Here is a 14,110-nt window from a genome sequence, read left to right on the forward strand (position 1 = left end):
TCATATTTCACCGCAAAAAAAACCAGCCCCTTCAGGAGCCGGTTATAATTTAGCATCTTCCAGCATGGCTGCATAGCGGCCGCCGCTCTCAATCAGCTCCTTCTGTGTGCCGGATTCCACTAATACGCCAAGATCCATGACAAAGACAAGATCCGCCTGCCGGACCGTATTCAGCCGGTGGGCGATAACAAAGCTTGTCCGGCCTTCCATGAGGCGTTCAAGCGCTTCCTGGATTTTCAGTTCAGTCACGGTATCGATGCTGCTTGTCGCTTCGTCAAGAAGCAGAATCACCGGATCTGCCACAAGCGCCCGGGCGATGGACAATAACTGCTTTTGGCCCTGACTGATCATCGCACCGTCACCTTCAAGCACGGTATCATATCCGTCCGGCAGTTTTTCGATAAATTCATGGGCATTCGCCTGCTTGGCCGCTTCCATGATTTCTTCGTCCGTTGCGTCCAGTTTTCCATATCGGATGTTCTCCCGGACGCTCGCTTCGAACAGGAACGGGTCCTGAAGGATGAATGCAATCTGACTGCGCAATGTCTGTCTTGGCATGTCAGTGATCGGAATGCCATCCAGCCGGACTTCCCCTTCATTGGCGTCATAAAAACGGGCAAGCAGCTGCATGATGGTTGTCTTGCCGGCACCGGTCGCCCCGACGAACGCCGCCGTCTGCCCCGGTTCCACCGTAAAGCTGATATCCCGTACGGTCCAGTCTTCTTCCGCTCCTTCGTACTTGAAAGAAACATGATCAAATTCCACATGACCTTTCAAGACAGCATCCGTGTTTTCCGCCGCGTCGTCCCGCTCCGTCTTTTCGTCCATGATAGCGAATACGCGCTCAGCTCCAGCAATCGCTGACAGAACTGTATTAAACTGATTGGCCAAGTCGTTCAGCGGCCGGGTGAACTGCCGGGCATACTCGGTAAAAATGACGATTACACCGATGGTCACTTGCCCGTTCAGCGCTAAAATACCGCCGACGCCGGCAACAAGTGCGAAACTTGCGTTATTCAGGAAGTTCATCACTTTCGGTATGAATCCGGCATACGTCCACGCCCAGAATGCCGTTTGCCGGAGATTACCGCTTTTTTCAGCGAACTCATCCAGCACACGCGGTTCCTGGGAAAACGCCTTGATGATGCTTTGGCCGGAAATCGTCTCCTCAATATAACCGTTCAGTTCACCAACCGCTTTTTGCTGCTGCTTATAAAGCCGGCTTGTCCGCTTGGTGATCCAGCGCATCGCGATGAACATGACCGGAATGATAATAAGCGTCAGCACAGTCAGCAGCGGACTCAGGAATACCATAACCACCGCTGTCCCGACCAATATGAGTACACTTGAGAAAATTTGGATCAGAGAACTATTCAATGTCACGCTGACGTTTTCAATATCGTTCGTCATGCGGCTCATCAATTCCCCGTGCTGCCGCTTATCGAAAAAGCTTACCGGCAATTGCTGCAGATGGCTGAACAGCCGGGTCCGCATACGGTAGACCACCTGCTGGGCAATCCCCACCATCCAATAATTCTGCAGGTAAAGTGAAACCGATAAGCCCGCATATACCGCAATCAGCCAAAAGATTATATTTTGCATCCCGCCGAAAGAGCCGGGAACGATATATTCATCAATGATGTAGCCGATCAGGAACGGCCCCAGTAATGTGAGCGCTGAGCTAACGACGACCAGGCTCAATACAGCAATCAACAGCATCCGCTGCTCATCCACGAGCCGCCAAATATTGAGAAGCGTTGATTTCCAGTCATTCGCCCGCTCGGTCTTATTGGCCGGCTTTCCATTCAATTCCTCTTTTTTCAGTACCGGTTCATAGCCGAACGGCCGCCGGATTGCATCAAACATACTCATTCACCTCTTCTTCCTGCTGGGAAACCGCAATTTGCCGATACAGTTCGGATGATGCCAGCAATTCCTCATGGGTGCCATATGCGGTGATTTCACCGTCATCTAAGAGCAGAATGCGGTCCGCTTTCAATGCAGTCCGGACTTTTTGCGTAACGACAAGCATGGTGGCATGTTCCTGTTCAAGCTCTTCCCAAAGTGCCGCTTCCGTCTTCACGTCCAGCGCGCTGGTCGAGTCATCCAAAATCAGGATGGATGGTTTCCGGACCAGAGCCCGGGCTATCGACAGGCGCTGCTTCTGCCCGCCGGACAAGTTCACACCTTTTTGTCCGACACGCGTCCCGTATCCTTTCGGAAAACGTTCCACCGTTTCATGGATCTGCGCTTTTTGGGCAGCCTGGAACAATTCAGGTTCCGCTGCCTGCTCTTTTCCCCAGGACAGGTTATCTGAAATCGTCCCGGTGAATAGCATGGCCTGCTGCGGCACAATGCCGATCGTCTGCCGGAGCGACCGGAGTGACCAGTCCCGCACGTCACGGCCGTGAATTTCGATCTGTCCGTCCGTGACATCATAAAAGCGCGGCAGCAGTTGCAGGAGCGTCGATTTTCCCGAGCCGGTCGCCCCCATGATGGCCAGCTTTTCTTTCGGCCGGATACGGAATGAAACATCCTTCAGCACCGGCACTTGCGTTCCAGGGTAGGTGAAAGATACATGATCGAACACCACTTCCCCTTCATGCAGCGCTTCATCTGTCCCTTCCGCTTCCTGCTCCCGGACGTCCTCTTCTGTCAGCACTTCTTTGATCCGGGCGGAAGACGCTTTCGCCCGCGCATAAGCCATAATAATGAATGCGAACATGGAGAATGCGATCGTCATCCGGGTTGCGTAATTGATGATGGCTACGAGCTCACCGACTTGGGCGCCGCCGGTTTCAATTCGGCTGGCACCGATCCAGATGACCGCCAAAAGTGACACATTCATCCCGAACATGAGCACCGGCAGTACGACTTCCATGATCCGGAACGCCTTTACTGTGTCTGTTTTCAAAAGACCGGCCACTTCATTAAAGCGGCTCGATTCATACTTTCCGCGCAAATAAGCCTTAATGAGCCGGACAGCCTGCAGATTCTCCTGATTCACCCGGTTCACTTTATCAAGCCGTTTCTGGACCCGCGCGAAAACCGTGACACCCTTGCGGACCATGACCACCAGGAAGATAAGCAAAAATGGAAAAAGAATGACCAGATAGACAGCCAGCTCGGCATTGATGACAAATGCCATGATGATGCTTCCGACTACCAGCAGCGGTGCCCGGAGCATGATTCGGAGACTCATATACAGCACGTTCTGGACCATCGTGATATCGCTGGTCAGGCGTGTGATCAGCCCGGATGCCGGGAATTTATTGAATGTGGCCAATGAGAAGGATTGAATGCGCCGATAGAGGGCTTCCCGGAGATCAAACCCGAAGCTTTGGGCCGTGTGGGCAGCGAAAAACGAATTGACGATACCCGCCAGAAAAGCAGTCAGCGCAAACAGCATAAGCGCTGCTCCCCACGCAATGATCGCTTCCCGGTTTCCGCCCACGATCCCGTAATCAATGATCCGGGCAATGACAAACGGCTGAAGCAATTCAACCGCAAGCTCAGTCAGCATCAGCAGCAAAGCAATAATGATGAATTTTTTATAGGGCAAGGCATAAGAAAAAACAGTTTTCACGACTGATGGCCTCCTGTTCATTTCGTTACTCGAATTATCTATCTAGTATGCCACATTTCATCGAAGAACTGTAGTTTCGGAAATCCGAATTTATTAAATTGAAAAAATGAGCCTATCTTTCATGTCAATTCCGGAAACTTCAGAAAGACCAGAACAATCAGCATACACAAAACAGCGACCTGTCTGCAAAAATCTATTGGAATTCGGATAAAAATTCTGCTTTAAAATAGAAATTAGGGATTTTTGGCAGGTATCTGCCGGAAAAGGATGACTGTCCATTCATTTTTATCTATAATAAAACCTAGAACATTCAGAAGGAGCGTCACGTGATGAGTGAATGGCAGGAATTATTATCCAGCAACCTTGTATTTAACCATATTCCGTTCCCGATTATCATTACAGATAAAGACGGCCGTGTTGTCTGGTGCAGCCAGCATGCAGAACGGGCCTTTCATATAAAGCTTGATGAAGTCAAAGGGGAACTTTACCCGTTTATGCGCCAGGAAAAGGCTGCCCAATTCAAAGCATCGTGGGAAAAGATCCTGCGTAGCCGAAACCCTGTACGATTCGAGAACATGGAGGTCCATCTCCACGATGGCACGGACACCGTAACGACAATGGTCGCAAAAGCGTTCACTTCCGGAAGCACCCGGTATGTCATGACGCTGTTTGAATTGGACGAGTTTGAAGAAAGCAATACAGCTTTCCAGGAATTAACGAGCCTGCGGGATGGGTTGAGCGATTCGTTCATGATGCTGTATTTCGATAAGGATCATCTGATTACATATGCCAACCCGCTGTTTTTGAAAACGAGCAAATGGACCCCGAAACGGATCATCGGGCGTCCGGTTTGGCAAATGTTCGCCGATACACCTGAAGACCGACAATTTGTCGAATCCATCCTTAATACGCTTGAAAGCGGTAAGACGTGGACAGGTGAAGCCAGAAAAATGAAAAAAGACGGTGAGAGCTACTGGGTGAACTTAACCGCAATTCCCATGGCGCTACCGGAAGAAGAAAAGTATTACATGTTTCTCGCCCGGGATATTACGAAGATTAAGCAGTTTCAGGACCATTTGGAAGAAGTGGCTTTCATCGACCCGGTCACCGGCCTTGAAAACCGGCACCGCCTTGAGCAGATCGTGAATAATGCCATTCAGGATGGCCGGCATTTTTCCTTCGTTTACTTGAATATCGATCAGTTCTACACACTGACGGATGTCTCCGATCCCGATGTCGAAAACGAATTGCTGACGGAATTCACGAATAGGTTACGGATGTATTTTTCGGACACTGCCATCACCCGGACAGGCATTCATGAGTTCGCACTCGTCACCCCGCTCAGCGACTGGTTCATTGAAGGGTTCGTCCCGTACTTGCGGCAGCATCCGATCTACATACGGGGAACCGCGATTCCGATCACCATCAGCGGTTCGATCACCCGCTATCCGGAAGACCAGCAATCGTTCGTGCATTTGATGAAAGCTTCCCATGTAACGATCGATAAAGTGAAGAGCCAGGGCGGCGGCAGCATTGCCGCATTGTCTCCGGACGATCACGGGCGACTTAACCGGAAAGCCCTCATTGAGAAACGGTTGATGCATGCCTTGGACCGCAATAATATGCAAGTGCTGTATCAGCCGCAGGTTGATATCCTGACCGGACGCATCACCGGCGCTGAAGCGCTCGTCCGCTGGCGTGATGAAGAAGCCGGGATTGTGTCCCCGGAAGAATTGATTCCGATTGCTGAAGAGACAGGGCTTATCCATGACATCGGCCTGTTCGTCCTTGAGAGTGTCTGCCAGCAAATGAAAGACTGGGCAACCCGCGGCATCAACCTTCACGTCAGTATCAATTCATCTGTCCGGGAATTCCGCGATAAAGATATGGCCAGTCTTATCCAGGAACATCTTGATCAGAATAATTGCCGGCCGGATCAGCTGACTGTGGAGATAACGGAAAAATTTGCGCTTGAAGCTGAAGCTGAACGTTCAATCATCCGGCAGATGATGCTGCTCCAGCAGAGCGGTGTAACTTTCGCCCTTGATGATTTCGGTACCGGATATGCCTCATTCCGCTATATGCAGCTGCTGCCGATTTCTGAACTCAAGATCGATAAACAATTCATCCAGTCACTGAGCCAACAGGAAAAAATGCCGAAACTGGTCAGCGGCATGATTCAATTCGGAAAATCGATGGACTTCCGGGTCATCGCGGAAGGCGTTGAGACGAACGAACAATTCGAAGTCCTCCGCACGCTCGGCTGCGATGTAACGCAAGGCTACCTGTCGGGTCATCCGGTGGAAGCCGCCGAACTGGAAAGATGGCTGAAATCAGCTGATTGATAAGTGAATCAAATACAAAAAGGCGCTTCCCGAACGAATGGGAAGCGCCTTTTTTTGATCCAGTCTTATATTACACCACTTTACAAGTTATGAAAAAGCTCTCCACCCAGCGCTATTCCTAGTCAAAAGAAATCGCTTCCGTCGGACGCTTTCCGCGAGCCCGGCTTCAGCCGCTTCCCTCGCTGCGCTCAGTCCAGGGTCTTTAGCTCGGTGCTCCTGCGCAAGCTCGTCGCAATAATAACTGCTGATCCCGCAGGAGTCGCCGCCTGCCGCTCTTTCTTCTGGAGTTCAGCCGCCGATTGCTCCGCTCGGCTGCAGCTGACGGGAAATGCGAGATAGTGTGGCAGCAAAGTGCTGTTTCATCTATCTCGCTCTTTCTTGTCCGTCTGTTACCTGAATGGATATGCCGGAATGGTCATGAAGATACCCAGCACCGGCGCGTCCATGGGAGAGGCGAAGCCGTAAGACTGGCGGGTTTTGCCAGGCTTGCGGCGAGAGCCCTTCCCTGAGCGATCGGTGCGGATTTAGAGAGAATCTTTACTGCGTTTCATATAATCTATTTAATTTCTCCAACAATACCCAAACCCGCCAGCCCATTTCCGCTAAAGGGAAGCTTGTTTTTTGCTTTTTCGCGTCCGCAGCAAATTGAATATCAGCTGCATGAATACCTCCGCGAACACCAGTCCCATCGCAATGGCCCCGGAAATCATCAAGGCTTCCCCCGCGTAGGACAGTGCAGACAAATAATCGTTTTCCACTACGTTCAGCATGGCGTTGAATGCCCGGCTTCCGGGTACAAGCATGATGATGCCGGAAACACTGAAAATGATCATCGGCATCCGGTAACTCCGTGCCAGCAAATGAGCCGCAATTGCAATGACAAACGCGCCGAAAAATGTTGCCTGTACGGGATCTCCGCCAAAACCCACATACATACTGTGAACCATATAGCCACTTGTACCAACGAGCCCACAACTGATCAGTGTCCTGGTTGGTGTATTAAAGAGCACGCTGAACGATACCCCGCCGATGAATGCGACGAGTGTTTCTATTGCCCAGTGCATTATATCCCTCCTAAAATGACAGGACGAGCGCAATCCCGGCACCAATTGCGAACGCCGTCAGGAATGCTTCCGCTCCTTTTGATAACCCCGATACAAAATGGCCGGCCATCATATCCCGGACTGCATTTGTAATCAGCAGTCCTGGAACAAGCGGCATGACAGAGCCGATAATGATTCCATCCAGTTCTTCACCGAATCCAAGGAAAATCACCGTGTATGCGAGCGTGCCGATGATGACTGCCGCTACGAACTCTGCAAAAAACCGGATGCGCGTCAACCGCTCGATACGATCCGTTACAATAAAACCGATACCGCCGATGAGTATAGCATACGGCACATCCGGCCATGCTCCGCCGAACAGCAGCAGAAAGCAGCCGCTTCCAATAGCAGCCGCAAAAATCTGAAGCCGAAAGCTGAATGCAGTGTGTGTACTTTCAATTGCCATAAGTTCCTCATATGCTTCCTGCAGTGAAAAGCTGCCGGCGACCAGTTTACGGGAAACCGCGTTGACAAGAGCCACTTGTTTCAAGTCGGTTCGTCTTGAACGGATGCGCACGAAGCGGGTCGGCAGTTCATCGCTTGGCGAGAACATGATACCGGTCGGTGCTACTGAGCAATGAGATTTAGGCATCAGCTGGGAAGCGGCCATCCGCTCCATGGTGTCTTCCACCCGGTAAGTCTCCGCACCGCCTTCCGCCATCAGCCTGCCGGCGAGCAGGCAGCAATCAAGGGCCAGTTCGCGTCTTGTTTCACCTGTCTGTACCATGCGCATCCCTCCTTTCCTTTAACATCTTAACGCAAACACACAGAAAAAACACGCTTCCATCGAAGCGTGTTTTTCATATCCTGCAGCATATGGGTTTCTACGGTTTTAAAATGACTTTTGTGCATTCATCCTGCTTATCATTGAACACTTTATAGGCAGCGGAGGCCTGCTCCATCGGAACGATATGTGAAATGATTTCCCGCGGATCAAAGTCTCCCCGGTTGATCATTTCGAATAATTGAGGCATCAGGTGAATGACAGGCGCCTGCCCCATTTTCACTGTAACGTTCCGTTCCCACATATTGCCGAGCGGGAACATATTGTATCGGAGTCCATAGACGCCAGTCAGCTGAATCGTGCCGAATTTCCGGACTGCATCTTTCGCGATTTCAATGGCGCTCAAGGTTCCGCCTTGCAGCTTCAGTTTCTGTGCGGCTTTTTCGATGGGATTCTTTTTACCGTCCATGCCTACACAATCGATGACGACATCGGCTCCGCCGTTTGTCTGATCATGAAGGAAATTACCCGCATCCACATGCTTGGTGAAGTCATACACTTCAACATTATTCATTTCTTTCGCTTTCTGCATGCGGTACATGACATGATCCACTGCGATGACCCGGCTGGCCCCTTTCATCCAGGCGAATTTCTGTGCGAGCAATCCAACCGGCCCGCAGCCCAGAACGATGACCACGTCTCCAGGTTTTACGCCTGCATGCTCGACACTCCAATATGCCGTCGGAACAATATCAGACAGAAACAGCACCGACTCATCGTCAATTTCAGCGGATTCCGGAATTTTAAATGGCATGAAATTACCGTAAGGCACCCTCAGGTATTCAGCCTGTCCCCCTTGGTAATTGCCGTAACGCTGAGTGAATCCGATATATCCGCCTGTATCCAAATGCGGATTGTCACTTGCATTGTCGCACTGGCTTTCAAGATCATGTGTACAGTAGTAGCAGTGGCCGCAGCTGACATTGAAAGGCAGGACGACACGATCGCCTTTTTTCACTTTTGTTACTTCAGGACCCACTTCTTCAACGATCCCCATCGGTTCATGTCCAATCACATAATCATGGTATGTCGGAATATTCCCATTATAAATATGAAGGTCAGATCCACAAATGGCAGTTGAAGTGATCCGGACAATAATATCATCGCGGCTTTCGATCTTCGGATCGGCGACTTCTTTTACTTGGATATCTTGTGCACCCTGATATGTCACAGCTTTCATCATTTATCCCTCCGTCTATTTGGAATATGATTCACAATTCCCTGTTTATTCCGAATAGAAACATAAAAGATCCGGACCTTTTCAGGCTGCCGGATCTTCTGAAGTCAGTAATTGAGCTGATCTGTAAGTTCGAATGAGCCGAGATTATAGCCGGCAATGCTGTTATATCCGATCGTGTAAAGCGCATCCCCACTGTAGATGATCCGCTGTACCGCTTCAGCCGGATCCTGATACAGCCCTTCCGCTTCTTCTGTCAGGTCAGCCGCCAATCCAATGCCTTCTTCGGTAATGCGGTAAATCATGGCCCCTTCCGCCTTCAATTCCAATCTGCCGGGACCGCTTTCTTCATAAATCGTCACCGGGAAGCCATACAGGCTGCGTTCCGGTTCTTCAAAAAGTGCTTTGTGGTCATACTGCAGCGACGAATACGTCCCTCTGCCTCCGATGACTTCCGTGTCTTCTTCGATCGGCACCGTTACATCTGTGATATCGAACAGGGAAATTTTCATGCCGCCCGTCACGACAACCGGTTCGCCTTCTTTCACCGGTTCCAGGTAAGTTTCAGAACCGAAGCCGATCAGATGATCCTCTCCAAGCGGGTGCAGGTAATTGGAGAAACCCGGAATTTTCAGGAGTCCCAGCACTTCAGGCGAAGCGGGATCCGCCAAGTCAATCACAAACAGCGGATCGGTCTCTTTGAACGTCACCATATACGCTTTATCCTCCATGAAACGGACCGAATAAATCCGTTCACCTTCACCTAAATTCTGCAGTGAACCGGCTGTTTCCAGCTGCTCATCCAAGACGAATAAATGATTCCGAGACGGCTCTGCTCCAGCCCACCAGCCGCCTTCCGTCGTGGCGACCCGCAAGTACCCGTCCTGCTCATCCAAAGAAAACTGATTCAGCAATGTTCCCGGCACTTCAGCAGATGCCGTGAATTCCACATCTGTCCCGTTCAGCAGGAATTTGAAAATTACAGTATTCGCCGCTTGCGGAGCCCAGACAACCACTTCCGCTTCCTCTGCCGGCTGTTCCGGAGGCATATAAGCAGAAGCCGTTAAATAAAGCGTATCTTCCGTCATATACAGCTGTTCACTGGCACCGAGAAACCCTGTCACTTCCAGCTCATTTTCCGACGGCGCGCCCAAATCAATCGCTGAGATGATACTGTACGTACCTTCCAGCGTTCCGGGCAGGATGGAAATCTGCTCATACGGCAGCAATGTCTGTGCACCGCCAGCGCCGGAATCATATATGAAAGGCCGTAACTCCCCTTTATCCTCCGGTGCACTGGGCCAGATCATCGGACTGACAGTCGTCACATAGTAAAGTGCTCCATCTGCCAGACGGGCGCTGTTCAAATGGCCTTCTGTCCCGAATTCACGGACGAGTTCAGGAGCAGCCGGATTGCTGACATCATATAAAAACACTGAGGTCATACCGGTCTGCGGCAGTATGTCATGCATTTCCCCTGCAGGAGGCGGCGTATAGCGGCTTCCGAAAATCACAAGGGTTTCTTCTGATAGCAGGAGGGTTTCCGGAAATACTTCTTCTCCGAATTCCAATGTCGCAGCTTTCAGGATATCCGCCGGGTTCCTGACATCTGTAATCACCACACGTTCACCGCTGACAGCGTAGATGAACTCACCATCTGTCTTAACAAGGTCTGCTTCATCCACGCCAGGTTCCTGGATATTGGTTGTCGAATGGCTATTGCTGGTTTCTTCCGTTCCGGCCGCAGCGCTTTCAGCAACTCCTTCATCAGTCGAAAACGCACCATATCGCTCTCTGCTTTCCATCAGCTTCATGAGCCGGTCGAAGTAGGCCTGCACTTCTTCTTCCTTCGACAATGTCTGCACTTCCTCTTGGATCACAAAAGGAATCTCATCCATGGCAAGGGTCTTAAAGAAACTGCCTTCCAGCGCCTGGCTGCTGATATGGAGTGTGTATTCTCCTTCAGGAAGAGAGGTGATCTCGAGGGTCCGGCCATTTTCCCGCAGAACCATTTCCACTTCCAGTTCCTCTCCTGCTGCGTCTCTTACAACGAGTTCACCCTGCTCAATGGCGTCGGAACTGAGCGGCGCAGAAAAGTTCACCCGTAAACCGGCCTCCTCCAGCGCAACAGAAGAGGCGCTGACCGACACCTTATCCGTCATCAGTGCAAAACCGATTCCCAGAACTGCCATCACCGCTGCCACGATCAGCCATCCGGCCCGTTTGCTCATATCCCGTCATCCTCTCTTTACCGGTATTTTACCATTAGACAGCCGGTTTCAAAATAAGTTTCACTTCTTGGACTCCGGAATTTGCTGACTGGTACGTATGAGCCTTTCCCGCTGCACCAGGTATACGGGAGAAGCAGCGGTGGAAAATGGATAACAGGAAGGATGACCAAGATTCAACGGAAGAATCTATCTGGAAAGGCGGTTCTGGTTTTAGTCATGAGCGGGAGATCCGTCGGAACGCACCGAGTTCCGCTCGCTTCATTGCCATCCGACGGGTTGCCGGACATTTCCGTCATTCAAGCTTCTACGCTCGCCATGTTGTCCGAATGGTTTTCTTTATGAGATTCCGACATCGCTGAAGAGAGCTCGAACACGTCTTATGCTTGCAGGGACGCCACATTTCCATTCAGACCGTTTCGGCCAAAGAAGTGGATACCGGCAGCGAGATTTATTTGCATACGCCTATCAAGAGCTGTCTCAAAAGCTGAAATGCTGATGCCTTCCACAACAGGGTAAGCGGAAATTCAGCTATCCTGTTTCTGTCATTTAAACGGCCATGACGGCAGCATCTCATTCAGCGGCTTGTCTTCCCGGCTGCCGAGTACATAATCCGCCTGCATGAGCGTATGGATTTCCCGTGTGCCCTCGTAGATGACCGGTGCTTTTGAATTGCGCAGGAACCGGGCGACCGGATACTCATCCGAATAGCCATAGGCGCCATGGATCTGTACGGCATCATCCGCCGCTTGATTGGCGAAATTGCACGCCTGCCATTTGGCAAGCGACGTTTCCCGAGTGTTCCGGACGCCTTTGTTCTTCAGTTCTCCGGCCCGGTACACGAGGAGCCGGCTCATCTGATAGCCCGCTTCCATATTTGCAAGCATTTGCTTGACGAGCTGGTGATCCCCGATCGGCTTGCCGAACGTCTCCCGCTCCCGGCAGTACTTTACGCTTTCTTCAAGGCATGCCTGAATCAGCCCGCACGCTCCTGCCGCGACCGTGAACCGACCGTTATCAAGTGCCGACATAGCAATTTTAAATCCCTCACCTTCCTCACCGAGACGGTTGGCTGCAGGAATGCGGACATCTTCAAAGAATAGTTCACCGGTATTGCCTGCACGGATGCCATACTTGCCTTTGATCGCTTTTGATGAAAAACCGGAACGTGTCCGTTCGACAATAAATGCGGAGATCCCTTTATGTTTTTTCGCTTTGTCGGTATAGGCGAAGACAAGAAAATGGTCAGCTGAATCGCAAAGCGAAATCCAGGTTTTCTGCCCGTTCAGCACGTATTCATCCCCGTCCCGCACCGCACTTGTGGTGAGCGCGGCAACATCGGAGCCTGCTCCGGGTTCAGTGAGCCCGAACGCACCGATTTTCTCACCCTTCGCTTGCGGAACCAGGAACTGCTGTTTCTGTTCTCTTGTCCCCCATTGCATGAGCGTCATGGAATTCAAGCCGGTGTGTACCGATACCGCTGTCCGAAAAGCGGTGTCCCCCCGTTCGAGTTCCTCACAGACAATGGCAAGGGAATTATAATCCATGCCGCTTCCGCCGAGCCGCTCCGGAATGCAGACACCCATCAGACCAAGATCGGCAAGACGCTGCCAGATGACGGGATCAAATCCGCCTTCTGCATCCCATTGCTGGATATACGGATTAATTTCCTCATCCACGAATTTCCGCACTGTTTTTCTTAAAAGGTTTTGCTCATCAGAAAATGTAAAATCCATATTGGGCCTCCTTTTTATGTAAACGCTGACAATATAGTTATTCTTCAAAATACTGTTTTTTCCTCTATTGGATTCCGGAGTCTCTTTCGATTCAAGCAGTTCTATTCAAGAGTCGCCGTTTGCTGGCGGGTGTCCTCCTCTGTTTCTGCCCATTCATTGCGGCAGGAACGAAATACACTGAGCGTTTTACTGACAGCCGGGCGGGGTATGCTTGAATTAAGTTAGCATTGATAACTTGGCAGCAGTCAATGAACAGCGAGAGGCGACTGCCTCTTTTTTTATTGACACCTGCTCAGAGGAGGAGGGAAATAATTGGATTCAATTTGGGTGGAGTATCTATGGACACTACTGGTCCTGATCGGGCTGGAAGGTCTGTTATCAGCAGATAACGCATTGGTACTCGCGGTTATCGCCAAACATTTACCGGAAGACCAAAAAAGAAAAGCGATTAACTACGGCATCATCATGGCATTTGCTTTCCGGTTTGTTGCACTTTTTGCAATTTCATTTATCGCTAATGTATGGCAGATTCAAGCGATTGGTGCTGCTTACCTGCTTTATCTCGGGCTGAAGCATGTGGTCCAAGCAAAGTTCGGGAAAGAAAATGAGAACATTGAAAAGGACATCGAAGAAGAATCTGCGGGCAAAGGTTTCAAAGCAACAGTCGGGAAAATCGCACTGGCGGATCTTGCATTTGCGATTGACTCAATTCTTGCGGCTGTCGCCCTTGCTCTTGGCTTGCCGGATTCCCCGCTGGGTGATTTCGGCGGTATGGATGGCGGTCAGTTCATCGTTGTCGTTATCGGCGGTATTGCGGGCCTCATACTGATCAAGTTTGCTGCAACATGGTTCGTGAAACTGCTGAGCCAGCGTCCTGCCTTGGAAACGACTGCTTATGCGATCGTGGCATGGGTCGGTGTCAAGCTCGCCGTCATCACGCTGGCCCATGAAGATATCGCTGTGCTCGACCACGACTTTCCGCACAGCACGGTCTGGACGCTTATTTTCTATGGAGTCCTTGTTGGCCTTGCTCTCTGGGGCTGGTTCGCACCGAGCAATAAACCATCCAGTCATGCAAAATCCTAATATCGCATAATTGAAAAAGCGTTTCCGGATCAGAGAGCCGGAAACGCTTTTTTATGATCATATTA

Annotated in this window: 9 protein-coding genes; 2 read left to right on the plus strand and 7 right to left on the minus strand. The window is 50.8% G+C overall.

Features of this window, described 5'->3' with window-relative positions; translation table 11 throughout:
- Positions 1-42: 42 nt before the first annotated feature.
- Both B0X71_RS15460 and B0X71_RS15465 read right to left on the minus strand, forming a co-directional pair.
- Complete coding sequence (locus B0X71_RS15460) at positions 43-1,866, minus strand: ABC transporter ATP-binding protein (RefSeq protein ID WP_156889959.1); 1,824 nt, start codon at positions 1,864-1,866, stop codon at positions 43-45.
- On the minus strand, positions 1,859-3,586 hold the full coding sequence (locus B0X71_RS15465; protein WP_077590264.1) for an ABC transporter ATP-binding protein: 1,728 nt from the start codon (positions 3,584-3,586) through the stop codon (positions 1,859-1,861). The genes B0X71_RS15460 and B0X71_RS15465 overlap by 8 nt, the downstream gene beginning before the upstream one ends.
- Positions 3,587-3,915: 329 nt before the next feature.
- Between B0X71_RS15465 and B0X71_RS15470 the strand changes: the two genes are divergently transcribed.
- A complete protein-coding gene (locus tag B0X71_RS15470) occupies positions 3,916-5,931 on the plus strand; it encodes an EAL domain-containing protein (protein ID WP_077590265.1) in 2,016 nt (671 codons plus the stop codon).
- 602 nt (positions 5,932-6,533) lie between these two features.
- On the opposite strand, the gene B0X71_RS15475 is transcribed toward B0X71_RS15470, so the two are convergent.
- From B0X71_RS15475 to B0X71_RS15495, 5 genes are all read right to left on the minus strand, one after another.
- Complete coding sequence (locus B0X71_RS15475) at positions 6,534-6,995, minus strand: threonine/serine exporter family protein (protein ID WP_077590266.1); 462 nt, start codon at positions 6,993-6,995, stop codon at positions 6,534-6,536.
- A gap of 10 nt (positions 6,996-7,005) precedes the next feature.
- Entirely contained in the window at positions 7,006-7,761 is a 756-nt protein-coding gene (locus B0X71_RS15480) for a threonine/serine exporter family protein (RefSeq protein ID WP_077590267.1), read from the minus strand.
- 97 nt (positions 7,762-7,858) lie between these two features.
- On the minus strand, positions 7,859-8,998 hold the full coding sequence (locus tag B0X71_RS15485; protein ID WP_077590268.1) for a zinc-dependent alcohol dehydrogenase: 1,140 nt from the start codon (positions 8,996-8,998) through the stop codon (positions 7,859-7,861).
- A 104-nt stretch (positions 8,999-9,102) separates the two neighbouring features.
- Positions 9,103-11,226: a beta-propeller domain-containing protein gene (locus B0X71_RS15490; RefSeq protein WP_077590269.1), complete on the minus strand. Its 2,124-nt coding sequence runs from the start codon at positions 11,224-11,226 to the stop codon at positions 9,103-9,105.
- A gap of 542 nt (positions 11,227-11,768) precedes the next feature.
- The gene (locus B0X71_RS15495) at positions 11,769-12,959 is read right to left on the minus strand and encodes an acyl-CoA dehydrogenase family protein (RefSeq protein ID WP_077590270.1); all 1,191 of its coding nucleotides are present in this window, start codon (positions 12,957-12,959) and stop codon (positions 11,769-11,771) included.
- Between the two features lie 312 nt (positions 12,960-13,271).
- Here B0X71_RS15495 and B0X71_RS15500 point away from each other — a divergent pair, with 312 nt between their 5' ends.
- Positions 13,272-14,045, plus strand: a complete 774-nt coding sequence (locus tag B0X71_RS15500; protein WP_077590271.1) for a TerC family protein — start codon at positions 13,272-13,274, stop codon at positions 14,043-14,045.
- Positions 14,046-14,110: the final 65 nt, after the last annotated feature.

This window comes from Planococcus lenghuensis (assembly GCF_001999905.1).
Lineage (GTDB): Bacteria > Bacillota > Bacilli > Bacillales_A > Planococcaceae > Indiicoccus > Indiicoccus lenghuensis.